General features: G+C 65.4%; 24 protein-coding genes. 16 read left to right on the top strand and 8 right to left on the bottom strand.

Translation table 11 applies throughout. The features are described from left to right. Window positions 1–6: 6 nt before the first annotated feature. Genes ACIBW7_RS33905 through ACIBW7_RS33895 form a run of 3 tightly spaced genes read right to left on the bottom strand, consistent with a single transcriptional unit; the run spans window position 7 to window position 2,976 of the window. Window positions 7–1,104: an AAA family ATPase gene (locus ACIBW7_RS33905; RefSeq protein WP_397053538.1), complete on the bottom strand. Its 1,098-nt coding sequence runs from the start codon at window positions 1,102–1,104 to the stop codon at window positions 7–9. Next, window positions 1,094–1,516: a ribulose bisphosphate carboxylase small subunit gene (locus tag ACIBW7_RS33900; RefSeq protein WP_397053536.1), complete on the bottom strand. Its 423-nt coding sequence runs from the start codon at window positions 1,514–1,516 to the stop codon at window positions 1,094–1,096. The genes ACIBW7_RS33905 and ACIBW7_RS33900 overlap by 11 nt, the downstream gene beginning before the upstream one ends. Window positions 1,517–1,533: 17 nt before the next feature. Further along, window positions 1,534–2,976, bottom strand: a complete 1,443-nt coding sequence (locus ACIBW7_RS33895; RefSeq protein ID WP_397053534.1) for a form I ribulose bisphosphate carboxylase large subunit — start codon at window positions 2,974–2,976, stop codon at window positions 1,534–1,536. Between the two features lie 236 nt (window positions 2,977–3,212). Between ACIBW7_RS33895 and ACIBW7_RS33890 the strand changes: the two genes are divergently transcribed. Together ACIBW7_RS33890 and ACIBW7_RS33885 are read left to right on the top strand one after the other, a co-directional pair. Then, on the top strand, window positions 3,213–4,079 hold the full coding sequence (locus tag ACIBW7_RS33890; protein WP_397053590.1) for a LysR family transcriptional regulator: 867 nt from the start codon (window positions 3,213–3,215) through the stop codon (window positions 4,077–4,079). Between the two features lie 268 nt (window positions 4,080–4,347). Next, window positions 4,348–5,205, top strand: coding sequence for a class I SAM-dependent methyltransferase (locus tag ACIBW7_RS33885; RefSeq protein ID WP_397053532.1), 858 nt, complete (start codon window positions 4,348–4,350; stop codon window positions 5,203–5,205). A gap of 3 nt (window positions 5,206–5,208) precedes the next feature. On the opposite strand, the gene ACIBW7_RS33880 is transcribed toward ACIBW7_RS33885, so the two are convergent. The 3 genes from ACIBW7_RS33880 to ACIBW7_RS33870 are packed head-to-tail and all read right to left on the bottom strand — an operon-like array spanning window position 5,209 to window position 8,618. Further along, entirely contained in the window at window positions 5,209–6,633 is a 1,425-nt protein-coding gene (locus ACIBW7_RS33880; RefSeq protein ID WP_397053530.1) for a hypothetical protein, read from the bottom strand. Then, window positions 6,630–7,073, bottom strand: coding sequence for a hypothetical protein (locus ACIBW7_RS33875; RefSeq protein WP_397053528.1), 444 nt, complete (start codon window positions 7,071–7,073; stop codon window positions 6,630–6,632). Before ACIBW7_RS33875 ends, ACIBW7_RS33880 begins: the two co-directional genes overlap by 4 nt. A 3-nt stretch (window positions 7,074–7,076) precedes the next feature. Then, on the bottom strand, window positions 7,077–8,618 hold the full coding sequence (locus ACIBW7_RS33870; RefSeq protein WP_397053526.1) for a hypothetical protein: 1,542 nt from the start codon (window positions 8,616–8,618) through the stop codon (window positions 7,077–7,079). Window positions 8,619–8,847: 229 nt separating this feature from the next. Between ACIBW7_RS33870 and ACIBW7_RS33865 the strand changes: the two genes are divergently transcribed. From ACIBW7_RS33865 to nuoN, 14 genes are all read left to right on the top strand, one after another. After that, the gene (locus ACIBW7_RS33865; RefSeq protein ID WP_397053588.1) at window positions 8,848–9,183 is read left to right on the top strand and encodes a hypothetical protein; all 336 of its coding nucleotides are present in this window, start codon (window positions 8,848–8,850) and stop codon (window positions 9,181–9,183) included. 411 nt (window positions 9,184–9,594) lie between these two features. After that, the gene (locus ACIBW7_RS33860; protein ID WP_396957051.1) at window positions 9,595–9,963 is read left to right on the top strand and encodes an NADH-quinone oxidoreductase subunit A; all 369 of its coding nucleotides are present in this window, start codon (window positions 9,595–9,597) and stop codon (window positions 9,961–9,963) included. A 77-nt stretch (window positions 9,964–10,040) separates the two neighbouring features. Continuing rightward, window positions 10,041–10,595: a NuoB/complex I 20 kDa subunit family protein gene (locus tag ACIBW7_RS33855; RefSeq protein WP_397053524.1), complete on the top strand. Its 555-nt coding sequence runs from the start codon at window positions 10,041–10,043 to the stop codon at window positions 10,593–10,595. Beyond that, on the top strand, window positions 10,592–11,362 hold the full coding sequence (locus ACIBW7_RS33850; protein WP_397053522.1) for an NADH-quinone oxidoreductase subunit C: 771 nt from the start codon (window positions 10,592–10,594) through the stop codon (window positions 11,360–11,362). The genes ACIBW7_RS33855 and ACIBW7_RS33850 overlap by 4 nt, the downstream gene beginning before the upstream one ends. After that, window positions 11,362–12,696: an NADH-quinone oxidoreductase subunit D gene (locus ACIBW7_RS33845; protein WP_397053520.1), complete on the top strand. Its 1,335-nt coding sequence runs from the start codon at window positions 11,362–11,364 to the stop codon at window positions 12,694–12,696. The genes ACIBW7_RS33850 and ACIBW7_RS33845 overlap by 1 nt, the downstream gene beginning before the upstream one ends. Further along, complete coding sequence (nuoE, locus tag ACIBW7_RS33840; protein WP_397053518.1) at window positions 12,693–13,400, top strand: NADH-quinone oxidoreductase subunit NuoE; 708 nt, start codon at window positions 12,693–12,695, stop codon at window positions 13,398–13,400. Before ACIBW7_RS33845 ends, nuoE begins: the two co-directional genes overlap by 4 nt. Further along, the gene (gene nuoF, locus ACIBW7_RS33835; RefSeq protein ID WP_397053516.1) at window positions 13,400–14,713 is read left to right on the top strand and encodes an NADH-quinone oxidoreductase subunit NuoF; all 1,314 of its coding nucleotides are present in this window, start codon (window positions 13,400–13,402) and stop codon (window positions 14,711–14,713) included. Before nuoE ends, nuoF begins: the two co-directional genes overlap by 1 nt. Next, complete coding sequence (locus ACIBW7_RS33830) at window positions 14,710–17,232, top strand: NADH-quinone oxidoreductase subunit G (RefSeq protein ID WP_397053514.1); 2,523 nt, start codon at window positions 14,710–14,712, stop codon at window positions 17,230–17,232. The genes nuoF and ACIBW7_RS33830 overlap by 4 nt, the downstream gene beginning before the upstream one ends. Further along, window positions 17,225–19,033: an NADH-quinone oxidoreductase subunit NuoH gene (gene nuoH, locus ACIBW7_RS33825; protein ID WP_397053512.1), complete on the top strand. Its 1,809-nt coding sequence runs from the start codon at window positions 17,225–17,227 to the stop codon at window positions 19,031–19,033. The genes ACIBW7_RS33830 and nuoH overlap by 8 nt, the downstream gene beginning before the upstream one ends. Continuing rightward, the gene (locus tag ACIBW7_RS33820) at window positions 19,030–19,899 is read left to right on the top strand and encodes an NADH-quinone oxidoreductase subunit J (RefSeq protein ID WP_397053510.1); all 870 of its coding nucleotides are present in this window, start codon (window positions 19,030–19,032) and stop codon (window positions 19,897–19,899) included. Before nuoH ends, ACIBW7_RS33820 begins: the two co-directional genes overlap by 4 nt. Continuing rightward, complete coding sequence (nuoK, locus tag ACIBW7_RS33815) at window positions 19,896–20,195, top strand: NADH-quinone oxidoreductase subunit NuoK (protein ID WP_397053508.1); 300 nt, start codon at window positions 19,896–19,898, stop codon at window positions 20,193–20,195. Before ACIBW7_RS33820 ends, nuoK begins: the two co-directional genes overlap by 4 nt. A gap of 1 nt (window position 20,196) precedes the next feature. Further along, on the top strand, window positions 20,197–22,083 hold the full coding sequence (gene nuoL / locus ACIBW7_RS33810; RefSeq protein WP_397053506.1) for an NADH-quinone oxidoreductase subunit L: 1,887 nt from the start codon (window positions 20,197–20,199) through the stop codon (window positions 22,081–22,083). Then, window positions 22,080–23,699, top strand: coding sequence for an NADH-quinone oxidoreductase subunit M (locus tag ACIBW7_RS33805; RefSeq protein ID WP_397053504.1), 1,620 nt, complete (start codon window positions 22,080–22,082; stop codon window positions 23,697–23,699). The genes nuoL and ACIBW7_RS33805 overlap by 4 nt, the downstream gene beginning before the upstream one ends. Further along, window positions 23,696–25,306 (top strand): NADH-quinone oxidoreductase subunit NuoN, encoded by a 1,611-nt coding sequence (gene nuoN, locus ACIBW7_RS33800; RefSeq protein ID WP_397053502.1) that lies wholly within the window; start codon window positions 23,696–23,698, stop codon window positions 25,304–25,306. Before ACIBW7_RS33805 ends, nuoN begins: the two co-directional genes overlap by 4 nt. Here the strand turns inward: nuoN and ACIBW7_RS33795 are convergent. Next, on the bottom strand, window positions 25,289–25,693 hold the full coding sequence (locus tag ACIBW7_RS33795) for a GNAT family N-acetyltransferase (RefSeq protein WP_397053586.1): 405 nt from the start codon (window positions 25,691–25,693) through the stop codon (window positions 25,289–25,291). The two genes, nuoN and ACIBW7_RS33795, sit on opposite strands and share 18 nt — an antisense overlap. Continuing rightward, window positions 25,690–25,917, bottom strand: coding sequence for a hypothetical protein (locus tag ACIBW7_RS33790; RefSeq protein ID WP_397053500.1), 228 nt, complete (start codon window positions 25,915–25,917; stop codon window positions 25,690–25,692). Before ACIBW7_RS33790 ends, ACIBW7_RS33795 begins: the two co-directional genes overlap by 4 nt. Window positions 25,918–25,932: the final 15 nt, after the last annotated feature.

Genomic DNA, 25,932 nt, shown 5'->3' with positions numbered 1-25,932 from the left:
ATCTCGTCACGCGGGGGCCCTTGCGGTCGGCCCTTCCGGCTGCTGTCCTGCTGTGTCCGATTGGCGGCGCTCCCGGGGCTCTGCGTGGTCAAGCAAGCTACCGCCACCCGGACCGTCGCTCACGCCGCGGAATACACTGCTGCCGTAGACATCTCGGTCGGTCAGCGTGATCAGGTCGGTCTTGGCGAGCGGTCGCCGCAGCTCGACCAGCCGTTTGGCCTGCCGTAACCGGCAGCGGTCCAGGGCATTGCGCACGCTGCGCGCATTGGAGAATCGGGGGCGGCTCATTCGCAGCGTGAGATATTCACCGAAGGCGGCGTATCCGGTGTCGTCGAACCGGAAATTGTCCCGCGCCACCATGAGTCCGGCGATGCGCACCAGCTCGTCGTGGGTGTAGTCGCTGAATTCCAGATGATGGGCCACCCGCGAGGACAATCCCGGATTCGCCGAGAAGAACTTGTCCATCCGATCCGGATAGCCCGCGAAGATCACCACCAGGCTGGTGCGCTCGCTCTCCATCTCCTGCAGCAAGATTTCGATGACTTCCTGTCCGTAATCGCGTTCGTTCTCCGGGCGGAACAGGTAGTAGGCCTCGTCGATGAACAACACTCCCCCGGCTGCCTTGGCCAGGGCCTCCTTGGTTTTGGGTGCGGTGTGCCCGATGAACTGGCCGACCAGATCGTCGCGAGTTACCGTGTGCACCTTGGGCTTACGGATATAGCCGAGCGCGTGCAGCATCTCGGCCATCCGCAAGGCGACGGTGGTCTTGCCGGTGCCGGGGCCGCCGGTGAAACTCATATGCATGGTCGGCCGAGAGGCCTGCAGGCCGAAGCGCTGCCTGGCTCGATCGATCAGCAGCAGCGCGGCGATCTCGCGCACCCGCCGCTTCACATTCGCCAGACCGACAAGCTCGGCATCAAGCCTGGTCAATACGTCCGCGACGTCGTTGCCCGCGATATCGGTGGACAGATCCAGCACCGCATCCTCGGCCAGCAGCTCCTCCGGCGGTGCGTCCGCCGGCACCGCCCGCACCGGCCTGCCGTCGTCCGCGCCGGGCCGGTGCAATCGGAAACCGCTTGCCGCGCTCGACCTTTCAGCCGCCATACCGGGTACCCGGCCTTTCGTCGGTGGCATACGAGTGCAGACCGTAGGTCTGGCGCCGGTCCGGTCCCTCGGTACGGGTCAACAGGAATCCGGGCTCGTCGACGGGACGCTGCACCAGGAAACTCAGTGCAGTGGTCTGCCTGCCGTAGCGGGCGTCGTAGGCGAGAACCCGGATGTAGTGTCGCGGGAAGGTATTGCGACATGCGTCGATCTCGGCGAGCACACCGTCCGGTTCGTCGAGATCGAACAGCGGCAGCCCCCACATCTCCCAATAGGCGTTGCGAGGATGCGGATCATCGGTGTATTCGATGGACACCGGCCAGTTGTTGAGCAGGGCGTAACGCACCTGGGCCGCGATTTCGGCGTCGGAGAGTTCGGGCAGATACGAGAAGGTTCCGTGGCGCAGATACATGTGCGGAGTCCTGTCGTTCAGTGGCTGGCCGTCGGCACGGCATCCGGCGCGTCGGTGGAGGTGTAGTCGAAGGTGACATCGCCCCAGGTCGAGAGCGCGACATCGAGCGGGCGGCAGATCTCGGCGGCCTTGCGCAGCACATCCGGACCTTCCTTCAGCAAATCGCGGCCTTCGTTGCGGGCCTTCACGACTGCCTCAAGCGCTACCCGATTTGCCTCCGCCCCTGCCGCTATACCGAGCGGATGTCCGATGGTGCCGCCGCCGAATTGCAGGACCACGTCATCGCCGAAAAGGTCTAGCAACTGGTGCATCTGACCGGCGTGGATACCGCCGGAGGCGACCGGCATGACACCGCCGAGGCCGGCCCAATACTGGTCGAAGAAGATGCCGTTGCCCGGGTTGGTGGGAATGTGGTTCTCCCGCAATGTGTCGTAGAAGCCCCTGGTGGTCGCCGGATCGCCCTCGAGCTTGCCGACCACGGTGCCCGCGTGCAGGTGATCGACGCCGATCAGCCGGCACCATTTGGCCAGTACCCGGAAGCTCACGCCGTGCGTCTTCTGCCGCGTGTAGGTGGAGTGCCCGGCCCGATGCAGATGCAGCAGCACGCCGTTACGCCGCGCCCAGTGCGACATCGACTGCATGGCGGTGAATCCCACCGTCAGGTCCATCATGATCACGACGCTGCCCAGCTGCTTGGCGAACTCGGCGCGCTCGTACATATCCTCCATGGTCGCCGCGGTGACATTGAGGTAGTGCCCTTTGATCTCACCGGTTTCGGCTGTGGCACGGTTGACGCCCTCCATGGCGAACAGATACCGGTCGCGCCAACGCATGAACGGCTGGGAGTTGATGTTCTCGTCGTCCTTGGTGAAATCCAGGCCGCCCTTGCACGCCTCGTAGATCACCCGGCCGTAATTCCGTGCGGACAGACCGAGTTTCGGCTTCACCGTCGCACCGAGCAGCGGCCTGCCGTATTTGTTCAGGTACTCGCGCTCCATGACGGTGCCGTGCGGCGGGCCCTGGAAGGTTTTGACATAGGCCACCGGAATCCGCATATCCTCCAGCCGCAGCGCCAGCAGCGGCTTGAAGCCGAAGACATTGCCGATGATCGAGGAGGTGAGGTTGGTGATCGAACCCTCTTCGAAGAGGTCGAGATCGTAGGCGATATAGGCGAAGTACTCGCCGGGGCGGCCGGGAACCTCATCGATGCGGTAGCACTTGGCCTGGTAGCGGTCGTGCGCGGTGAGACGGTCGGTCCACACGACAGTCCATGTGGCAGTGGATGATTCGCCCGCGACGGCGGCCGCGGCTTCGATCGGATCCACGCCTTTTTGCGGGGTCACCCGGAAGACGGCGAGGACATCGGTATCTTTGGGTACATAGCCCGGGGCGTAGTAACCCATCGAGGCGTAGGAGTGGACACCCGGATCCCAGCGATTGGGTTCGGTTTCGTCGGTCATCATTGCTCCGCTCGGTTTTGCGGGTGATCCGCGCTCGGGAACTGTTGCGCGAGGCACCCGCGCCCGGATATCGAGCAGGACACCTCGGCTCGGGTGTTGTGCGGGATGCTGCGCCTGAGACGTGGGGTGAACGCCTACTGAGTTCAAGGATGACGGCGTTGTCGATGACAAACAATTTGATTGTTCCTCGGAATACTCAACGGATTCATTGAGTTTGATACCGTCGAATTGTGGGCATGGTGAGTGCGGCGAGGATGGAAACATTCCTGGCCGTGGCTCGGCAGGGCAGCATTCGCCGCGCCGCCACCCAGCTGCACATCACCGAGGCCGCCGTCTCCGCGGCCGTCGCGCACATCGAAAAGCAGCTCGGGGCAAAGCTCATCGCGAAGGCCGGGCGCGGTATCGCGCTCACCGAGGCCGGGCGCATCTACTCCGAATACTGCCGCACGATCCTCGGCCTGATGAAGGAGGCCAATGCCGCGGTGCGCCGGGCCGAGACCGGCAAGCTGCGGATCGGTGTGGTCGCTACGGCGGGTGAGTATGTGCTGCTGGGGCCGCTCGCGTCATTCCGGAATCGCTATCCGGATATCGAGCTGAGCTTGTCGGTGCATCCGCGCGACGTACTGTTCCTCGAATTGCACCACCACGAAACGGATCTGGTCATCGCGGGCCGCCCACCGCGCGACACCGGGCTGGTCATCCGCGCCCGTCGCCCCAGTCAGCTCGTGGTCGTCGGCGCGCCCGGCTGCCCCGATCCCCTGCGCAGCACCTGGCTGCTACGCGGTCGTGGCTCCGGAACTCGCGACGCCACCCTCAGCCTCATCGACCGCCTCGAAATCTCCCCGCCCACCCTCACTCTCGGCAGCCACGGTGCTGTGCTGGCCGCCGCCCGTGAAGGCTTGGGCGTGACCCTCATTCACACCGACGCCCTGTCCCAAGACCTGGAATCCGGTCTGCTGCAGATACTTCCGGTCGACGGCACCCCCATGGACCGTCCATGGCACGCCGTCACCACTCGCACCCCCACCCCCACAACCCGCCTCTTCCTCGCCCACATCCTCGATCCAGCCGAAGTGGGCGCCCACGCCTTCCAACCCGGCTAGAACCCCCGGGCGGTGGAGTCCGGGGGCACGACACCCGGACTCCACCCAACTGGCGATCGAAATGATCGCGCAGGTTATCGGCGATGAATTCGCCACTGGATGATTGTGGACCGAATACCAGCTCAGCAGCACGTTTCGCTGTTACGAGCCGGTGAATATCGTGTTCCGCACGGCCCGATTCCCCGCCCGAATTCTATCGGATGGCATCGCCACGCCAGCGGTGCACCCTGCCCCGACAAGGAGGCGACGCTGTGCCAAACTGGCGCGCATGGCTAGTGGGGAAGCATTGATTTCGAATGTGTCCGATACCGCGCGCTGGGTGGCCACCTACCGTGCAATGGAGACCGCGCGCGAAGATGCGCTGTTCCACGATCCGCTCGCCGAACGTCTCGCCGGAGAGCGCGGATACGCCATGGTGGCGGCCGCATCGCGAATCATGCGCAACGGCTGGCCGGTCGTCACCCGAACCAGAATCATCGATGACCTCATCGCGACCGCCATCGCCGAGGGCTGCGACCGTGTGCTCAATCTCGCCGCCGGACTCGACACCCGTCCCTACCGCCTGGGCCTGCCGGCCGATTTCGTCTGGGTGGAGGCCGATCTACCCGCGCTCACCGCGGAGAAGGAGGCTGCTCTCGCGGGTGAGAAGCCGCACTGTGCGCTGATCCGCCGTGATGTCGACCTGGCCGATCCGGCCGCGCTGGCGAAGTTCCTGGACTCGGCACTCGGCCCGCTAGGTCTCGAAAATGCTCCCGCCACAAAGGCTTTGGTGCTCACCGAGGGTCTGCTGATGTATCTGGAGCAGGAGACGGTCCGCACCATCGCCGCCGCCCTGTCCCGGCCGGAGATCCGCTGGTGGGTCATGGACGTCACCGTGTCGATGAATCGCATGCGCTCGAGTTCGATGTTCGAGAACGCACCCCTCAAATTCGAACCGGGCAACGGCATCGCCTACTTCGAAGATCTCGGCTGGCACCCCCGCGAAGTCGAACACCTCCTCGTGCACGCCCGCAAACTCCACCGCGCACCCTGGTACCTGCGCCCGTTCACCTATCTCCCCCAGCCCGACCCGCGTAAACCGGGCCGCAACCCCTGGTCCGGAATCGTCCGCTTCGAGCGCGATTAGGTGTCAGAACTGGCTGTGTTGGGAGTCGAAAGTGAGGATGCGACCGCCGAGCAGGATCTGGGCACCGGCGGCCAGGGTGGTCAGCTGGTTCGGCATGGCGCGAAGCCATTCCTGGTGGCCGGGCATCCGGATGTAGGTGCCGTTGGCCGAGCCCTGGTCGACCACGGCGACATCCCATTCGACCAGCCGCACCTCCATATGCGCCCGCGACATCGCCCCCGAGCTGTCCGGCAACCGGATCGGCCGCGCACCGTGCCGCACCGCCTCGGCATGTTCGGGTTCCCGCCCGAGGACGATGTCGTTGTCGAGTACGAACGACGTCCCGTCATCGAGCATGAGCAACCCCAGCGGTGGCCGCACCCCCTCGGTCAACACGCAGGTCAACTGATCCATCCGAATCCCGCACACCGCGCAGAACGACACTCGCGGATCGTTCAAATGCTGCCGCGAACACATGAACCCCCGGACAACAGCCCTACCACTGTCGGCCACCCCATTTTCCAATTGCTTCGGCGGCGCTCCCGCCACGCCGTTCTCAGACCGCGCACCCTTCTGCAGGCCCACTCGCCGCCGCTCCCCGACGCTCGACACCGCATTCCTCGGCGGCAGGTTTCCCATGCCCATCGCGGACGCGCGCTCCCACGGTGCCGCCTTCCCCGCCGAGCCGCCCCCGATCGGCGGCCGCACCGCACCGCCTTCCGGCTGTGGCTCGACCTCGCCTTCCGACCTGATCGCCGCCGAGCCGACGACTTCGACCGGCTGCTTCGGAAACTCACGCCGTTCAACATCCTCGACCCCCGGCGCTGCTCTCACACCTTCGGCCGATACCACGGCCCGAAGCACCCCATCTCGCACTGACTCGACGTCGGGAGACCTCCGCACCGCCGGTGCACGAGCCGACACAGGCACCCCCAACCACAACACCGCCCCGGCACCGGGCACCGTTCCCTCACCGAGACCCGCGATACCGCGACCCGGTAGCGCCGACTCGGTCATCCCGTCCTCGTCCACGAACAGCCCGATCCCGATCTCGGGTGCCGGGACCACCACGCGATCGACCGTGAATCCGGCATCCTTGCCGCGCAACACTTCGGTGCGATCGGAACTCTCCAGCACCGCCGTCACACCGCCGTGCAGAAATAACGCCACACCCGTCGCGCTAGGGGTGATCACCCCGAATTCCACTTGGTCCTCGTCGTCCAGGCTCATCAACCAGGTGGTGGCAAGTCGTGCAAACATGCGTCCGCTGCGCGGTATCTCCGAGGCGCCCGCTTCTCGCACCAGCTCGAGCAAAGCCGTCATCGTCTGCGCCGCAGGCGATTCGGCATCAGCCGCAATATCCGAACGGTGCGCGACGACCAGCGCGACGCCGCCACTGTTCGCGATCAGATGCGTACCGCCCGGCAGCACCTCGAGCTGCCGACTCACAGGAATCGCCCACCCTGGAACCGCCAGCGATGGAACACCACGCGCATCGGCCCGTTCACGACGAGCCAGAACACGATCCAGGTCACGATGAACTGGACAAGAAATGCCATCAGCGACGGATGCAACGCGCGCGGCAGCACGATGGTCGTATGGTCTACGAGGACCCACATCAGCGCCGCCTCGTTGATCACCGTCCAGAAGCCGAACAGCGTGGGCCAGTCCTTCTCCCACCGGAATTGCTGCAGAAAATGGTAGAGCAATTCCCACAGTACGCCGACGAGCACGGTCGCCAGCAGCACCGACAACGTGAGCCGATAGGCATTGCCGAGGGACAGCGATCCGGTCGGCAAGACCGGCGTAATGATCACCGCCACCAGCAAACCGATAATGCCGAGCGCGAGTATGCGGGTCTGAATCCGCCCGTTCAAGGTAAGCAGCATCGATCAGATCTTCTTGTTCGTCGCCCACAACCACCATTGCCGAGTCGACCGCAGCGGCCCCATCCGCTGGCAGAAACCCAGCGCCGCAAGATCGTCCGCGATCTCCCGCGCCGCGATCTGCAACCCCAGGAAGGTGTCCACTCCCGGAAACGGTCCACCCAGCGTCGCACTACCTGATGCATAGATGCGTCCGCTGCCACTTCGCGTGCCGATCAACTCGAAGGTGGTCGCCACATCCATGCGCCCCACCGGATTACGACCGGCACCGGCATGGTCCAGCAGATCCGCGAGCAACCGATGTTCGCGCACGTCGGCCTCCAACCCGGTGCAGTCGATTATGTAATCGGCCGAAATGTCGAAGGGCTGGGAAGGCGGCGGAAACGGCAGCGCCGCCGTGGGATCCGGCACGATCGTGGTGATCACCCCGCCCTGCCCCCGCACGGGCCGCAGATCGCGCGCACTGCCCGCCATCACCTGGTACCACCCCTCCTTACGCCCGCGCCGCAGCTGCTCCTGCCAATTCGAGCGCACGGGGGTGTTGGTCCCGCCCATCTCCTGGTAGGCCTGCGCGCGCTGCTCCCCTTGCAGCGTGCGCATTTTCGCTTTGAGCTGGCCGCCCCATACCGACTTCGGATAGTTGAATCCCTGGTACGACCACCCGTCGCCGCCCTTGCGTCGACTGAAAATATTCGGTCCGTGCGCGGCGGCCACATAGTGCCGGAACAGATGCAGGATCTGGGTATTCAGCCGCAGTTCGTCCCGGTCATCGATGAGCCGTTGCAACACCCGACTGGCCACGATCCCGCTGCCGCGGATCATCACCTTCCCCGGCCTGCGCTGCAGTGCCTGATACACGTGCTCATGCGGTTCATACGCATTGACCACACGCGTCGGATCCCGGTACTTCTCCCGATATTCCTGCAGATCCGGCAACAACTTCAGCCCCGGATAACCCACGCCCACATGGACATACGTACTGCGAAACGCGATCCGCTTGGTCGGGGCCGCACCGGCGGGCGGGGTGAGGACGCTGAAATACCCGCCGTCATAGCGTTTGCGCACCATGCGCACATGCCCTTTGTGCAGCGAACCCGCGTATCCGATCCGATGGAACTCCCGTTCCATCGCGACGAACGCCTGCCCCGCCCTGGGCGTGTAGTAATTGCTGAAGATCGGCTCGGTGAACACATTCCACAGCGGTCGGATCGTTCTCTCCGCCAGCGCCTCGCGCACCGCATAGGACGGAAAGCCCCAGATATTGTCCGGCGTCGAGGCCGAGTCGCTGCGCAATCGCTCCCCGCGCGGGATCTGCGATACCCGCGTCAGATACTCGTAGGACGACCACGGCACCTCCTGTGGCCCGAGCACCGCCATCGCTGCCGCCGGTACGCCGTAGATCCGCAGGGTGTCGTAGGTGACGAAGGATCCGATCCCGCTGCCGATGGTCACGAACGGAACGTCCACCACCGGAATGTCCGCCCGGCCCATCATCTCGTCGGTCCACACGTCGGTTTCGACGAGTTCGCGCGTGATATCTCCCCGCATTTTCGGGATGCTACCGGCCGAAACTTAGCAACCGCTTTCGATTACCTTGCCCGCGCACGCAATCGACACCGCCGACCGGCGACAGCGCGACGCGCGCGGAGCAATCTGCGCCAACCTGCCACGCCGCACCCCCGCCCCGACGTACCATCCGTTCGTGGCCGACGCGATTCGTTCCACCCCACTGCGGGTCCTGGTCTACAGCAACGACGCCGATACCCGGCGCCAGGTAATGCTGGCACTGGGCATACACCCGCACCCTGAGCTGCCCGCCTTCGAATACCTCGAGGTGGCGACCGCGCCCGTGGTCATCGAGCAGATGGATGCGGGCGGTATCGATCTGGCCATCCTGGACGGCGAGTCCGCCCCGGCGGGCGGGCTCGGTATTGCCAAACAGCTCAAGGATGAGATCTCCCAGTGCCCACCGGTTCTGGTGCTCACCGGTCGCCCCGACGATGCCTGGCTCGCGAACTGGTCGCGCGCCGAGGCCGCCGTGGCCCACCCGATCGATCCGATCCGGCTCACCGAGGCCGTCGTCACGGTGCTGCGCAACCGCACCGCTGCCTGACCTCGATAATCGTCACATCGTGCCCGCGCCCCGAGGACTCGCGGACACTCTGATGTCACGTGACAGCGCTATCACTTAGCGATCCGACGGGTCGGATTACCCCCGATTCAGTCATAAATAGCAGTCCCGTTTTCGATCAAAGACCCCAATCGAATAAACGGTCGAACCGTCGCGTCGGTTGTAGGCTGTGCCGTAGCTCACATGAGCGCGGGCCTCGATATGACAGACCCGCGCGGTGCGAGCAGGCCATGAGGCGAGTCTGACCGAGGCGGACAACGACGTCAGCCCGCCTCGGAAGCTGCCGTCGTGATTCCGACGCCGACCATCACATCCCCGGCGCCGTCGGGAGACATGACGCCCAACCGCCAGCTACAGCTCGCAAGGAGGGGAAGTGCAGTCGTGAATATCGAGATGCCCACTCTGGTCCTCGGCGCGGTCGCCGCCGCGTTCGCGGTGTTCTCCGTCATCCTCTCGGCCCTCATCGGCCCCAAGCGTTACAACCGGGCCAAACAGGAAGCCTACGAGTGCGGCATCGAACCGACACCGCACGCCGTCGCGGGTGGGCCGGGAAGCGTTACCGGACAACGCTTTCCGGTGAAGTATTACCTCACCGCCATGCTGTTCATCATCTTCGATATCGAGATCGTGTTCCTCTACCCGTGGGCTGTCCACTTCGATGCGCTCGGTCTCTTCGGTCTCGCCGCGATGGCGCTGTTCATCTTCAACGTCTCGGTGGCCTACGCCTACGAATGGCGCCGCGGCGGTCTCAGCTGGGACTGATCGCCCATACGCACTGGCCCACAAGGCATTTCGCCCCGTCGGGCCGTACGCACAGTGGAAGTGAGAGTTAGTCGAATATGGGTCTCGAGGAAAAACTGCCCAGCGGCTTTCTGCTGAGCACGGTCGAAGATTTCGCCGGATATCTGCGCAAGGGCTCGCTGTGGCCGGCCACCTTCGGGCTGGCCTGCTGCGCCATCGAGATGATGGCCACCGGCGCAGGACGTTTCGATATCGCCCGCTTCGGAATGGAGGCGTTCCGCGCCTCACCCCGGCAGGCCGATCTGATGATCGTCGCGGGCCGGGTCAGCCAGAAGATGGCGCCGGTGCTGCGTCAGGTATACGACCAGATGACCGAACCGAAATGGGTGCTGGCCATGGGCGTTTGCGCGTCCTCGGGCGGCATGTTCAACAACTACGCCATCGTGCAGGGCGTGGACCATGTGGTGCCGGTCGATATCTATCTGCCCGGCTGCCCGCCGCGCCCGGAGATGCTGTTGAACGCGATCCTGACACTGCACGCGAAGATCCAGCAGATGCCGCTCGGCGTCAACCGCGAGGAGGCCATCCGTGCCGCCGAAGCGGCGGCGCTGGCGTCCACGCCGACCATCCGGATGGAGGGTCTGCTGAAATGACCTTCGACTCCCCCGAAAATACCGAAACCAGGACACCGCAGGAGTTCGTCGACGCCGCGGCCACCGCGGGCCCGGAAGGCACACCGCCGGAACCGGATTCGCCGTCGGCCGAGGTGATCGGCGTGCGCCACGGCATGTTCGGTGTCACCGGCTCCGGCGACACCTCCGGTTACGGCCGCCTGGTCCGTCCGGTGACACTGCCCGGCAGCACCCCGGCCCCTTACGGCGGCTACTTCGACGAGGTCGTCACCGAATTGCATGCCGCGCTCGGCGCGGTCGGCACCCGCTGGGAGACCGTCATCGAGAAGGTGGTCGTCTTCCGCGGCGAACTCACCCTGCACGTGCGGCGCGAACATCTGGTGACGGTCGCCAAGGCATTACGCGACTATGCCGCACTGCGTTTCGAGCTCTGCCTCGGTGTCAACGGCGTGCACTACCCGGACGACGCCGGCCGCGAATTGCACGCGGTCTATCACCTCATGTCCATCACCCACAATCGGCGCCTGCGCGTCGAGGTCTCCGCACCGGACGCCGACCCGCATATTCCGTCGCTGTTCAGCGTGTATCCGACCAACGACTGGCATGAGCGGGAAACCTACGACTTCTTCGGCATCATCTTCGACGGCCACCCCTCGCTGACGCGCATCACCATGCCCGACGACTGGCGTGGCCACCCCCAGCGCAAGGACTACCCGCTCGGCGGGATCCCGGTCGAGTACAAGGGCGCGCGCATCCCGCCGCCCGACGAGCGGAGGGCGTACAAGTAATGAACGACATCAACACCCGGCCCGGCGTCCACAACGACACCGGGCCCGAACCCGCTGTGGTCACGGTGGCGGGCCAGGACTGGGACGCGGTCACCGAAACCCTCGACAGCGCGGGTGAAGAACGCATCGTCGTCAATATGGGTCCGCAGCATCCGTCCACGCACGGCGTACTGCGGCTGATCCTGGAAATCGAAGGCGAGACGGTCACCGAGGCCCGCTGCGGCATCGGCTATCTGCACACCGGCATCGAGAAGAATCTCGAATTCCGGAACTGGGCGCAGGGCACCACCTTCGTCACCCGGATGGACTATCTGTCACCGTTCTTCAACGAGACCGCGTACTGCCTCGGCGTCGAGCGGCTGCTCGATATCGAGGACCAGATTCCCGAGCGCGCCACCATCGTTCGCGTCATGCTCATGGAGCTCAATCGGATCTCCTCCCATCTGGTCGCGCTGGCGACCGGTGGTATGGAGTTGGGCGCTCTGACCCCGATGCTGTTCGGTTTCCGGGAACGCGAGCTGATTCTGGATGTCTTCGAGACCATCACCGGCCTGCGCATGAATCACGCGTACATCCGGCCCGGCGGTCTGGCCCAGGATCTGCCCGACGACGGCGTCACCAAAGTCCGTGAGCTGCTGAAGCTTTTGCCCAAGCGGCTGCGCGATATGGATCATCTGCTCACCCAGAATCCGATCTGGAAGGCACGCACCCAGAACATCGGCTACCTGGATCTCGCGGGCTGCATGGCCCTCGGCATCACCGGTCCGGTTCTGCGTTCGACCGGTCTGCCGCACGATCTGCGCAAGGCCGCGCCGTACTGCGGTTACGAGAACTACGAATTCGAGGTGCCCACCACCACCGGCTGTGATTGCTACGGCCGCTACTGGATTCGGGTCGCCGAGATGAAGGAGTCGCTCAAGATCGTCGAGCAGTGCCTGGGCAAACTGCGGCCCGGCCCGGTGATGGTGGACGACAAGAAGCTCGCCTGGCCCGCGGACCTGCAGCTGGGTCCGGACGGACTCGGCAACTCCCCCAAGCACATCGGCCGCATCATGGGTACGTCCATGGAGGGACTCATCCACCACTTCAAACTCGTCACCGAGGGCATCCGGGTTCCGGCGGGACAGGTGTATGTGGCGGTGGAGTCGCCGCGTGGCGAACTCGGTGTGCACATGGTCAGCGACGGCGGCACCCGCCCGTATCGGGTGCACTATCGCGACCCCTCGTTCACGAATCTGCAAGCGGTAGCGGCGATGTGCGAGGGCGGGATGGTTGCCGACGTCATCGCCTCCGTCGCCAGCATCGACCCGGTGATGGGCGGAGTTGACCGATGACCGAGATCCTTCTGAAGCTGTCCACCCGGCCGCAGCCGTTCGCGGCGTATGTGCGCGAGCGACTCGAACTCGATGCCAAGGAGATCATCGCCCGTTATCCGGAGCCGCGCTCGGCGCTACTGCCGCTGCTGCATCTGGTGCAGGCCGAGGAGGGCTGCGTCACCGGAACCGGCATCGAATTCTGTGCCGAACAGCTGGGCCTGACCGGCGCGGAGGTCACCGCGGTGGCGACCTTCTATTCGATGTACCGGCGCACCCCCACCGGCGACTATCACGTCGGTGTCTGCACCAACACGCTCTGCGCGGTGATGGGCGGCGATGCAATTCTGGAAACCCTGCAGCGCCGACTCGGCATCGGGCACGGCCAGACCTCGGCGGACGGTTCGATCACCCTCGAGCACATCGAATGCAATGCGGCCTGCGATTTCGCGCCGGTGGTGATGGTCAATTGGGAGTTCTTCGATAACCAGACTCCGGAATCGGCTGCTGCACTGGTGGATTCGCTGCGCCGCGGCGAGCAGGTGACACCGACGCGCGGTGCGCCGCTGTGCACGTTCAAGCAGACCGCGCGCATCCTCGCGGGCTTCCCGGACGAGCGCCCCGGGGTGCTCGACGGTGCGGCGGGCGAGGCGACGCTGGCCGGTCTGCGAGTTGCGCAGGAACAGAATATGCAAGCGCCGGAACCGAATTCGGAAGGCGTCTGATGACACTGACTCCCGTACTCACCCGGCATTGGGACGACCCGCAGTCGTGGACCATCGAGCATTACCGCCGCCACGACGGCTATCAGGCGTTGCGCAAGGCCTTGCGGATGGAGCCCGATCAGGTCATCCAGACCATCAAGGACGCCGGACTGCGCGGCCGCGGCGGCGCGGGCTTCCCGACCGGGATGAAATGGAGCTTCATCCCGCAGGGCACGGGCCCGGACGGCGTCACCAAACCGCACTATCTCGTAGTCAATGCCGACGAGTCGGAACCCGGTACCTGCAAAGACATTCCGCTCATGCTGGCCACTCCGCACACCCTCATCGAGGGCGTCATCATCGCGGCGTATGCGATTCGGGCGGCACACGCGTTCATCTATGTGCGCGGTGAGGTCGTACCGGTGCTGCGGCGGCTGCAGGCCGCGGTCGCGCAGGCGTACGCGGCCGGATTCCTCGGGAAGAACATTCTCGGCTCCGGCTACGACCTGGAACTCATCGTGCACGCCGGCGCCGGTGCCTACATCTGCGGCGAGGAAACCGCGCTGCTGGATTCGCTGGAGGGCCGGCGCGGCCAGCCGCGACTGCGGCCACCGTTCCCGGCCGTCGCGGGTCTGTATGCCTGCCCGACGGTGGTCAACAATGTGGAATCCATTGCGAGCGTGCCGCCGATCATCCTGAACGGCACGGCCTGGTTCCGGTCCATGGGCAGTGAGAAGTCCCCGGGTTTCACGCTGTACTCGCTGTCGGGGCACGTCGCCCGGCCGGGGCAATACGAAGCGCCGCTGGGCATTACGCTGCGCGAACTGCTCGGCTATGCCGGCGGCGTGCGCGCCGGACATCAGGTGAAGTTCTGGACGCCGGGCGGTTCGTCGACGCCGCTGTTCACCGACCAGCACCTCGACGTGCCACTGGACTACGAGGGTGTCGCCGGAGCGGGATCCATGTTGGGCACCAAGGCATTGCAGATCTTCGACGACACCACCTGTGTAGTGCGTGCGGTGCTGCGCTGGACCGAGTTCTATGCCCACGAATCCTGTGGCAAATGCACGCCCTGCCGCGAAGGCACCTACTGGCTCGTCCAACTGCTGAAGCGGATCGAGGCGGGTCGGGGCACCGAATCGGATCTGGAGAAGCTCCTCGATATCAGCGACACCATCAACGGCAAATCGTTCTGCGCACTCGGCGACGGTGCGGCCAGCCCGATCATCTCCTCGCTGAAGTACTTCCGCGAGGAATACGTCGACCATCTGCGGCTCGACGGCTGCCCGTTCGATCCCGCGCGATCCACCGCCTGGGCCGAAGGAGTGAAATGAGCACAGCATCGCGTAGCGATTCCGTGAGGGGTGGCGGCCGGGTGACGGGTGGGCCTGCCACTGTGAATACCAATACCAGCGGGCTCGTACCCGCTGACCTGGTCACCGTCACCATCGATGACACGCAGGTGAGTGTGCCCGCGGGCACCCTGCTGATCCGGGCCGCCGAACTCATCGGCATCCAGATCCCGCGCTTCTGCGACCACCCGCTGCTGGACCCGGTCGGCGCGTGCCGCCAGTGTCTGGTCGAGGTGGGGGGGCAGCGCAAGCCGGTCGCGTCGTGCACCATGGCCGTCGCCGACGGCATGATCGTGCGCACCCAGCTGACCTCACCGCCCACCGCCAAGGCCCAGGAGGGGGTGATGGAGCTATTGCTCATCAATCACCCCCTCGACTGTCCGGTCTGCGATAAGGGCGGTGAATGCCCGCTGCAGAACCAGGCGATGTCGAGTGGTCGGCCCGAAACCCGGTTCGACGGCGTGAAACGCACCTACCCCAAGCCGATTCCGCTGTCCACGGCCGTACTGCTGGACCGGGAACGCTGCGTGCTGTGCGCCCGCTGCACCCGCTTCTCGCAGCAGGTCGCCGGGGATCCGTTCATCGAACTCATGGATCGCGGTGCGCTCGAACAGGTCGGCACCGCACAGGCCGAACCGTTCGACTCCTACTTCTCCGGCAATACTGTGCAGATCTGCCCGGTGGGTGCGCTCACCGGCACCAGCTACCGGTTCCGGGCCCGTCCGTTCGATCTGGTCTCCAGCCCGAGCGTCTGCGAGCACTGCGCATCGGGCTGCGCACAGCGCACCGACCATCGGCGCGGAAAAGTGTTGCGACGCTTGGCGGGTGACGATCCACAGGTCAACGAGGAGTGGAACTGCGACAAGGGCCGATGGGCATTCACCTACGCGACCGAACGCGACCGGCTCACCACACCGCTGGTGCGCGGCTGGGACGGCAACCTCGCCCCCGCGTCCTGGTCCGAGGCATTGGCCGCCGCAGCCGAGGGTCTGGCATCGGCCTTCGGCAGTGCGGGCGTACTGGTCGGCGGTCGCGTCACCGAGGAAGATGCCTACGCCTACGCCAAATTCGCCCGAGTTGCCTTGGGCACCAATGACATCGATTTCCGCGCCCGAGTGCATTCGGCCGAAGAGGCGGACTTCCTGGCCGCCCGTATCGCCGGACAGGGTGTCACCGTCGACTACGACGCCCTGGAGACCGCGCCGGTCGTACTGCTGGCCGGATTGGAGCCGGAAGAGGAGTCGCCGATCATCTACCTGCGGCTGCGCAAGGCGGCACGCAAGCGCGGTCTGCCGATCTTCTCGATCGCCGCTTACTCCTCGCGAGGACTGGATCGGATGTCGGGCACGCTGTTGCAAGCCGTGCCCGGAGCCGAGCCACATCTGCTCGATGCCATACGCACCGGCGAGACGGACGCCGCCGCTTTGGCAACAGCCGCACAGCTGTTGCGTCAGCCGGGTGCGGTGGTGCTGGTCGGTGAGCGAATGGCCGGAATCTCTGGCGCACTGTCGGCAGCGGTACGGCTTGCCGACGAAACCGGCGCGGCCTTGGCCTGGGTGCCGCGGCGGGCCGGTGAGCGCGGTGCGGTCGAGGCGGGTGCGCTGCCCGGTCTGCTGCCCGGTGGTCGACCGGTCGTGGATCCCCGTGCGCGCCAAGAGGTTCGCACGATCTGGAATGTCGCGGAATTGCCGGTGACCGCCGGTCGCGATACCGGCGCCATTCTGGAGGCCGCGCCGACCTTGGGTGCACTGGTCATAGGTGGCATCGAGATCGCCGACCTCCCGGACCCCAAGGCGGCGCTCGAGGCCATCGACGCCGCCCGCTTCGTGGTCAGTCTGGAGTTGCGGCACAGCGCGGTCACCGAACGCGCTGATGTCGTCTTCCCGGTGGCCTCGGCAATGCAGAAATCCGGCACCTTCCGCACCTGGGAGGGCAGGCCGCGGCAATTCGATGCGGCACTCGGCGATTCGATGGTGCGCCGCGAACCCGCGCCGCTCTCGGATCAGCGAGTGCTGCAGGCCATCGCGACCGAGATGACGGTGGCGCTCGGCCTCCCCGATACCGAATCCGCGCGCGCCGAACTCGCCGAACTCGGCGCCTGGGACGGTCCGCCGGTGCCCGCGCCCGCGCATCGGCCGCATCCGGTGACCCAACCCAATCCCGGCACGGCCATCCTGTCCGGGTGGCGGATGCTGCTGGATCAAGGCCGCATGCAGGACGGCGAGCCGAATCTCGCGGGTGTCGCGCGGCCACCGGTGGTGCGGCTGTCCCCCGCCACCGCCGCGGAACTCGGTGCCGCCGACGACGATCCGATCATCGTCGCCACCGAGCACGGCACCGTCACGCTGCCACTGCTGATCACCGATCTGCCAGATCGGGTGGTGTGGCTGCCGCTGAACTCACCGGGCTGCTCGGTCAACGAACAGCTCGCCACCCAGCCGGGCGGTGTGGTGCAGCTGTACCGCGCCGACGAGAGGATGAAGGAACACCGCCATGAGTGATCTCTCTCTCTTCGGCCATGACCCGCTGTGGCTCGTCATCGGGAAATCCCTGGCGATCTTCGCCTTCCTGCTGCTTACGCCGATGATGGCGGTGTATCTGGAGCGCAAGATCGTGGCCTGGATGCAGATGCGCGTCGGCCCGAACCGGGTCGGGCCCAAGGGCACGCTGCAGGCCGTCGCCGACGGCGTGAAGATGGCGCTGAAGGAAGATATCGTCCCGGCCATCGTCGACAAGCCGATTTTTATTCTGGCGCCGGTCATTTCGGTGGTGCCCGCGTTCATGGCGTTCGCGGTCATCCCGATCGGGCCGGAGGTGTCGATCCTCGGCCACCGGACCGCGTTGCAGCTCACCGATCTGCCGGTGGCGGTGCTCTACATCCTGGCCATCACCTCGATCGGCGTGTACGGCATCGTACTGGCGGGTTGGTCGTCGGGTTCGACATATCCGCTGCTGGGCGGGTTGCGCTCGACCGCTCAGGTGATCTCCTACGAGATCGCGATGGCGCTGTGCTTCGCGACGGTGTTCCTGCTCGGCGGCACCATGGCCACCTCCGGCATCGTGAAGGCGCAGGAGGGCACCTGGTATGTCTTCCTGCTGTTGCCGTCGTTCCTGATCTACTGCGTTTCGATGGTCGGTGAGACCAACCGGGCGCCGTTCGACCTGCCCGAGGCCGAGGGGGAGTTGGTCGGTGGCTTCCACACCGAATACTCCTCGCTTAAATTCGCCATGTTCATGATGGCCGAATACATCAACATGGCAACGGTTTCCGCGCTCGCGACCACGCTGTTCCTCGGCGGCTGGCACGCACCGTTCCCGATCAACCTCTGGGACGGCGCGAATTCGGGCTGGTGGCCCGCGCTGTGGTTCATCGCCAAGATGTGGACGTTCCTGTTCGTGTTCATCTGGTTGCGCGGCACCCTGCCCCGCCTGCGTTACGACCAGTTCATGAATCTCGGCTGGAAGCTGCTGATTCCGACTTCGCTGCTGTGGGTGATGCTGGTCGCCACCGCCCGGGTGCTGCAGAACGAGGGCTACGAGATCCAGACGCCGTTGCTGGTGATCAGCGGAATCATCATCTCCGGACTGATCGTGCTGATGTTCCTGCGGGCCGGACGCAAACAGAGCGCGCCGCCGACGGTCGAGGAACCTGCCTCGACGGAATCGGGCAGCGCGGTCTTCCTTGGCTTCCCGACGCCACCGCTGCCGGATCCGTCGACGCGGCGTCCGGAACCCAAGGCGGGACTGCTGGAACCATTGATGGGCTTCGCGGTGACCTTCCTGACCATGTTCAAGAAGCCCAATACCGAGTCCTATCCGGAGCAGAAGGTGCCGACCGCGCCCCGCTATCACGGCCGCCACCAGCTCAATCGGCATCCGGATGGTCTGGAGAAGTGCATCGGCTGCGAGCTGTGCGCATGGGCCTGCCCCGCGGACGCGATCTACGTCGAGGGCGCGGATAACACCGACACCGAACGTTTTTCGCCCGGCGAACGCTACGGGCAGGTCTACCAGATCAACTATCTGCGCTGCATCGGCTGCGGATTGTGCATCGAGGCATGCCCGACCAGGGCGCTGACCATGACCAACGAGTACGAGATGGCCGATGACAATCGCGCCGATCTGATCTACGAGAAGGATCGGCTGCTGGCTCCGTTGCAGCCGGGTATGACCGCACCGCCGCACGCCATGTATCCCGGTGCGACGGAAGGCGATTACTACCGCGGCAACGTCCCCGGCGGTGACAGCGGTCCGGAATCCAGGGAGCCCGCCGCCGCGGGCGCGGAAGGAGGCGTGCGGTGACCGAATTGATCCTGGCCGCCGAGCCACTGACCCACACCTCCGTCGGCGAGACCGTCCAATTCTGGATCCTCGGTCCGCTCGCCGTCATCGGCGCGCTCGGCATGGTATTCGCGGGCAAGGCCGTACATTCGGCGATCTGCCTGGCGGCCACCATGATCGTGCTCGCCACCTTCTATATGGCCCAGGACGCGCTGTTCCTCGGTGTCGTGCAGATCGTCGTCTACACCGGCGCGGTCATGATGCTGTTCCTGTTCGTGCTCATGCTGGTCGGCGTCGACTCCCCCGAATCGCTCGGGGAAACGCTGCGCGGGCAGCGGCTCTCGGCCGCCGCGGTCGGACTCGGCTTCGGGCTGCTTCTGATCAGCGGAATCGCCAACGGCATTCGTAACTCCGGAATCACCTATCCGGCAAAGGGATTCGCATATCAAGACGTGATCGGCCAACTCGCCGAGCTGATCTTCGTCCGCTATGTGTGGGCCTTCGAACTCACCGGCGCACTGCTGATCACCGCCACCATCGGCGCGATGATCCTGGCGCACCGGGAGAATTTCGGGCCGCGCCTGGATCAGCGGGAGCTCTCGCGCCGCCGCTTCCGCACCGAGTACGACCCGGCCAGGCCCTCCGATCGCGCCACCCCACTGCCGACCCCCGGTGTGTACGCCCGGCACAACGCGGTCGACATTCCGGCGCGGCTGCCGGACGGAACCTTCGAGGAACTGTCGGTCAGCACCATCCTGCGGCATCGCCGCACCAGGGCGCTCACCGAGGCGGCGGTCATCTCGGTCGGTACAACCCCGACCTTCGCCACGGAGGTCGAGGAGCCCGAAACCCCCGCCCGCGAGGCAGACGAGGAAGGCAAGCGGTGAATCCTGAGAACTACCTGTTCCTGTCCGCCCTGCTGTTCACCATCGGCGCGGCCGGTGTGCTGCTGCGGCGCAACGCCATTGTGGTGTTCATGTGCATCGAACTGATGCTCAATGCGGTCAATCTCACCTTCGTCACCTTCGCCAGGCTGCATTCGAATCTGGACGGTCAGGTGTTCGCGTTCTTCACCATGGTGGTGGCCGCGGCCGAAGTCGTCGTCGGACTGGCCATCATCATGACCATCTTCCGCGTCCGCCGTTCGACCTCGGTCGACGACGCCAACCTGCTGAAGTTCTGACGTGGATACCGCAACGCTCTGGGTGCTGCCCGCACTGCCGCTGGCCGGCGCCGTCGTGCTGCTGCTGATCGGGCGCTACAGCGATAAGTGGGGGCATCTGCTCGGCTGTGCCACCGCGCTGGCCTCGTTCGGCTTCGCCGTCGTCGCCTTCTTCCACATGCTCGACCGTGATGATGCCGCCCGCGCAATCCACAAGGATTTTTTCAGCTGGGTGCCGGTCGACGGGTTGCAGGTGGACTTCAGCCTCCAATTGGACCAGCTGTCGGTGTGTTTCGCGCTGCTGATAACCGGTGTCGGATCGCTGATCCACATCTACTCCGTCGGCTATATGAACCACGATCCGGGACGGCGGCGGTTCTTCGCCTACCTGAATCTGTTCCTGGCGGCAATGCTGCTGCTGGTGCTGGCGGACAACTACCTGGTCCTGTACCTCGGCTGGGAAGGCGTCGGTCTTGCCTCCTATCTGCTGATCGGTTTCTGGTACCACAAGCCGACCGCGGCGACCGCGGCCAAGAAAGCGTTCGTGGTCAACCGGGTCGGTGATATGGGGCTGGCCATCGCCATGTTCACCATGTTCGCGACCTTCGGCTCGATCGACTTCGGCTCGGTGTTCGCGACCGCGCCGCAGGCGGGCGAGGGCACGCTCACCGCGATCGGGTTGTTGCTGCTGCTCGCCGCGTGCGGTAAGTCCGCCCAGGTGCCGCTGCAGTCCTGGCTCGGTGACGCCATGGAGGGCCCGACGCCGGTCTCCGCGCTCATCCACGCGGCCACCATGGTGACGGCGGGTGTGTATCTGATCGCGCGCTCCGGGCCGATCTTCGACCTCGCGCCCGATGCGCGGCTCGGTGTGGTGCTGGTCGGCGCGGTGACACTGCTGTTCGGTGCCATCGTCGGTTGTGCGAAGGACGACATCAAGAAGGCACTTGCGGCGTCCACCATGAGCCAGATCGGTTACATGGTGCTGGCCGCAGGCCTCGGCCCGGCCGGATACGCGATCGCCATCATGCATCTGCTCACCCACGGCTTCTTCAAGGCCGGGCTGTTCCTCGGGGCCGGATCGGTCATGCACGCGATGGACGACGAGACCGATATGCGCCGCTACGGTGGACTGCGCAAACTTTTGCCGGTCACCTACGTCACCTTCGGGCTCGGCTATCTGGCGATCATCGGAGTGCCGCCGTTCGCCGGATTCTTCTCCAAGGATCGGATCATCGAGGCGGCGTTCAACCAAGGCGGCGCAAGCGGTTTGGCTCTGGGTGCGGTGACGCTGTTCGGTGCCGGGCTGACCGCGTTCTATATGACGCGCGTGATGATGATGACGTTCTTCGGCGAGCGACGCTGGAAGCCGGATACCCATCCGCACGAGGCACCCGCGGTGATGACCGGCCCGATGATTCTGCTCGCGATCGGTTCGGTGGCAGCGGGTGGGCTGTTCGTCTTCGGGTCGTCGCTGCAGAACTGGCTCGAACCTGTGGTCGGCGCGCATCACGGCGAGGAGGTCGTGCCCGCGGGAGTGGTGACCGCCTTGGCGCTGCTCGTGGTCGCCGTCGGAATCGGCTTCGCCTACAACCAGTTCGCGCAGCGTGAGATTCCCGAGACCGCACCGGAAGCCGTGTCGTCGCTGACCATCGCGGCCCGCAAGGATCTCTACGGCGACGCGTTCAACGAGGGCGTGTTCATGCGTCCCGGTGCGTATCTGACCCGGTCGCTGGTCTTCCTCGACAATCGCGGCATCGACGGCATCGTCAACGGGACGGCCGCACTGATCGGCGGACTGTCCGGGCGGATCCGGAAGGTGCAGTCCGGCTTCGTGCGGTCGTATGCCCTGTCCATGTTCACCGGCGCGGCCCTGGTGGCCGCAGCCCTGCTGGCAGTGAGGCTCTGGTGAGTGACTATCCCTGGTTGACCACGCTGTGGTTGTTGCCCGTCGTCGGCGCGGTGGTGGTGCTGCTGTTGCCCGCGTCGCAGCGCACCCTGGCGCGCGGGCTGGCATTCGTTGTCGCATTGGCGGTGCTGGTGCTCGGCATCGTATTGGCTGTGCGCTTCGAACCCGGTGGGGCCCAATATCAGTTCGTCGAATCGCACGAGTGGATTCCGGCCTTCGGCGCGGGTTACACGCTCGGGCTGGACGGGATCGCGGTGGTGCTGGTGTTGCTCACCGCGGCACTGGTACCGCTGCTGATCCTGGCCGGGTGGAACGATGAGCGCGAGGTCGGCAGCGGGCGTCGGGTGTCGCACACCTATGTCGCGTTGACGTTGCTCGTCGAGGCGATGGTGCTGATTTCCTTTGTCTCGCTCGACATTCTGCTGTTCTACGTGTTCTTCGAGGCGATGCTCGTTCCGATGTACTTCCTCATCGGCGGATTCGGGCCGCGCAGTGCCGATCTGGCGCATCGTCAGCAGCGCTCGCGGGCGGCAGTGAAATTCCTGCTGTACAACCTGTTCGGCGGTCTGATCATGTTGGCCGCGGTGATCGGGTTGTATGTGCTGACCGCGCGGCAGGGCCTCGGATCCGGATCGTCGGGGACCTTCGATTTCCGCACCGTGGTGGCGGCGGCCAATGCCGGACAGCTCGGCGCCGGTCCGGCGGTGCTGAATGCGCTGTTCCTCGGGTTCATGTTCGCCTTCGCGGTGAAGGCGCCGCTGTGGCCGTTGCACACCTGGCTGCCGGATGCGGCGGTGGCGGCGACGCCGTCGAGTGCGGTGTTGATGATGGCGGTGGTCGATAAGGTCGGCACCTTCGGCATGTTGCGCTACTGCCTGCTGCTGTTCCCGGATGCCTCGGGAACCTATGCGCCCCTGGTGATCACGCTCGCGGTGATCGGCATCATCTACGGCGCGCTACTGGCCATCGGACAGACCGATGTGATGCGGCTGATCGCCTATACCTCGATCTCGCACTTCGGATTCATCATTCTCGGCATCTTCGCGATGACCAGTCAGGGGCAGACCGGGGCCACGCTGTACATGGTCAATCACGGCATCTCGACCGCGGCGCTGTTCCTGATCGCGGGATTCCTGGTGTCGCGCAGGGGAACTCGGACCATCGCCGCCTATGGCGGGGTGCAAAAGGTGGCGCCGGTGCTGGCGGGCACCTTCTTCATCGCCGGTCTCGCCACTCTTTCACTGCCGGGCCTGGCACCGTTCATCAGCGAATTCCTGGTGCTGCTCGGCACATTCAGCCGGTACGGATTCGCGGCGGTGATCGCGACCGGTGCGCTGGTATTGGCCGCGCTGTATGTGCTGTGGATGTATCAGCGGATGATGACCGGGCCGGTCAAGGAGGGCAACGAGCGGCTCTATGATCTGGTGCCGCGCGAGTTGGCGGTGGTGGTGCCGTTGATCGCGGCGCTGTTGTTCCTCGGCATCTACCCGAAACCGGTGCTGGACTTCATCAATCCCGCGGTGGGTCAGACGCTCACCACCATCGGCGTCCACGATCCCGCGCCGAAGACGCCCGCGATCCCCGCAGCGGGGGCCGATCACGGAGGTGCCCACAAATGAGCAGTCTGCTCGCGGCAAGTACGCCCGCGCCGAGCATCGAATACGCCAAGTTGTCGCCGATGCTGATCGTGTTCGGCGTGGCGGTGGTCGGGGTGCTCGTCGAGGCGTTCGCGCCGCGCCGTCACCGGTATGGCATCCAGGTGCCGCTCGGGCTGGCCGGGTTGGTCGCGGCGCTGGTCGCGGTGCTGCGGTTGTCCGGGACCGAGGCGACCGCGATGGTCGGTGCGGTGGCGATCGACGGTGTGACGCTGTTCCTGCAGGGCACGATTCTGGTCGTGTCGATTCTGGCGCTGTTGTTCATGGCCGAACGCGGCGCGGAGCCGCGTCCGCAGGTGCGTTCCGGTCCCGGGACGTGGAGCATAGCCGCGGCCGCCATCGGTGGCGGCGTGGACGCTTTCACCCCGCAGGCCTCCGCGGTGCCCGGTAGTGCGGGTGAAATGGCCGCGGTCCGTGCGGGTGTCGCGACCACCGAGGTGTTCCCGCTGACCATGCTCGCGATCGGCGGGCTGCTGCTGTTTCCGGCGTCGAATGATCTGCTGACCATGTTCGTGGCGTTGGAGGTGTTGTCGCTGCCGCTGTATCTGCTGTGTGGGCTGGCTCGGCGCAAGCGGTTGCTCTCGCAGGAAGCGGGGCTGAAATACTTTCTGCTCGGGGCGTTTTCGTCCGCGTTCTTCCTCTACGGCGTCGCGCTGCTGTACGGGCAGGCCGGGACGGTCAAACTCGGTGGGATCGCCGATGCGATAACCCAGCATCCGCAGAACACCACCCTGGCGTTACTCGGGGTAGCGATGCTGGCGGTGGGGCTGCTGTTCAAGATAGGCGCGGTGCCGTTCCAGTCCTGGGTGCCGGACGTGTATCAGGGCGCGCCCAGTTCGGTTACCGGATTCATGGCCGCGGCGACGAAGATCGCCGCTGTCGGTGCGCTGCTGCGTGTGCTACAGATCGCCGTGCCCGGTCTGCGTGACGACTGGCGTCCGGTGCTCGCCGCCATTGCCATCGCGACCATGGTGATCGGCGCGGTCATGGCGATCACCCAGACCGACGTCAAACGCATGCTCGCCTACTCCTCGGTCGCGCATGCCGGATTCATCCTGACCGGTCTCGCCGCGGCGAACGAGGCTGGTACCTCGGCCATCCTGTTCTATCTGTTGGCATACGGCCTTGGCACGCTCGGTGCGTTCGCGGTCGTCAGTTTGGTCCGCGATGCCGACGGTGACGAGGCCACCGCGATGTCCCAGTGGGCTGGCCTCGGCCGCCGCTCCCCCTGGCTGGCAACGGTTTTCGCCCTGTTCCTGCTCTCGTTCGCGGGCCTGCCGCTCACCGGCGGCTTCGTCGCCAAGTTCGCGGTCTTCCAGGCCGCCGCCTCCGGCGGCACCACCTACCTGGTGATCGTCGGTGTCATCTCGAGCGCCATCGCCGCCTTCTTCTACATCCGCGTCATCGTCCTGATGTTCTTCACCGACCCACCCACCGACGCCCCGACCGTCGCGGCACCATTCCTCACCACCACAGTCGTCGCATTCACCGCGGGCGCCACCGTACTGCTCGGCATCATCCCGCAAATGCTGCTCGACTTGTCCGACCGCGCATCAACTTTCGTCCGCTGAGTCCCTCGCGACACCGCCGCACTCCGTTCGAGTGCGGCGGTGTCGTGTTTCAGGGTGTGCCGTGTTGCGCGTGATGGCGTAGAGGAGCATGTCGCGTCGGGTGCCGCCGATCTCCTGGTAGCTGTGCAGCAGGCCTTCGCGGAGGTATCCACCGGATTCCGCGACGCGGATCGAGCCGGTGTTCCATGGCTCGATATAGAGCTCGATGCGGTGCAGAGCGGGGATGGTCCAGGCGAAAGTTGTCAGGGCTTGTAGTGCGGCACCGGCGAATCCGCGGCCGCGGCGGGCCGGAGAGACCGAATAGCCCGCTGCTGCTCGGCCTTTCGCCAGGTTTTGCAGCCAGAGGCCGATCCCGCCGACAGCGTTGCCGGTTTCGGCGTCGGCTATGGCGAAGGAGAAACCGATTCCATCGGTGTGCCTGCGTGTTGACGGTCCACCCAGTCCAGTGCCTCGGTGGCGGTCGGGAATGCAGGCAAGCTCCCGATCAACGGGATGTACGGGTCCGCACCCATCTCGATCGCGAGGTGGGTGTCGGCTTCGGTGTACTTCCGCAGGATGATCGGCCCGCAGGTCGGTGGCGTGCCCGGCCAGGGCGGTAGCTGCTGTGTCACGTGTCCCCCTAGCGG

This window comes from Nocardia sp. NPDC049526 (assembly GCF_044465765.1).
Lineage (GTDB): Bacteria > Actinomycetota > Actinomycetes > Mycobacteriales > Mycobacteriaceae > Nocardia.
The sequence above is the reverse complement of the archived record's forward strand: the minus strand, read 5'-3'. Positions and strand labels throughout refer to the sequence as shown.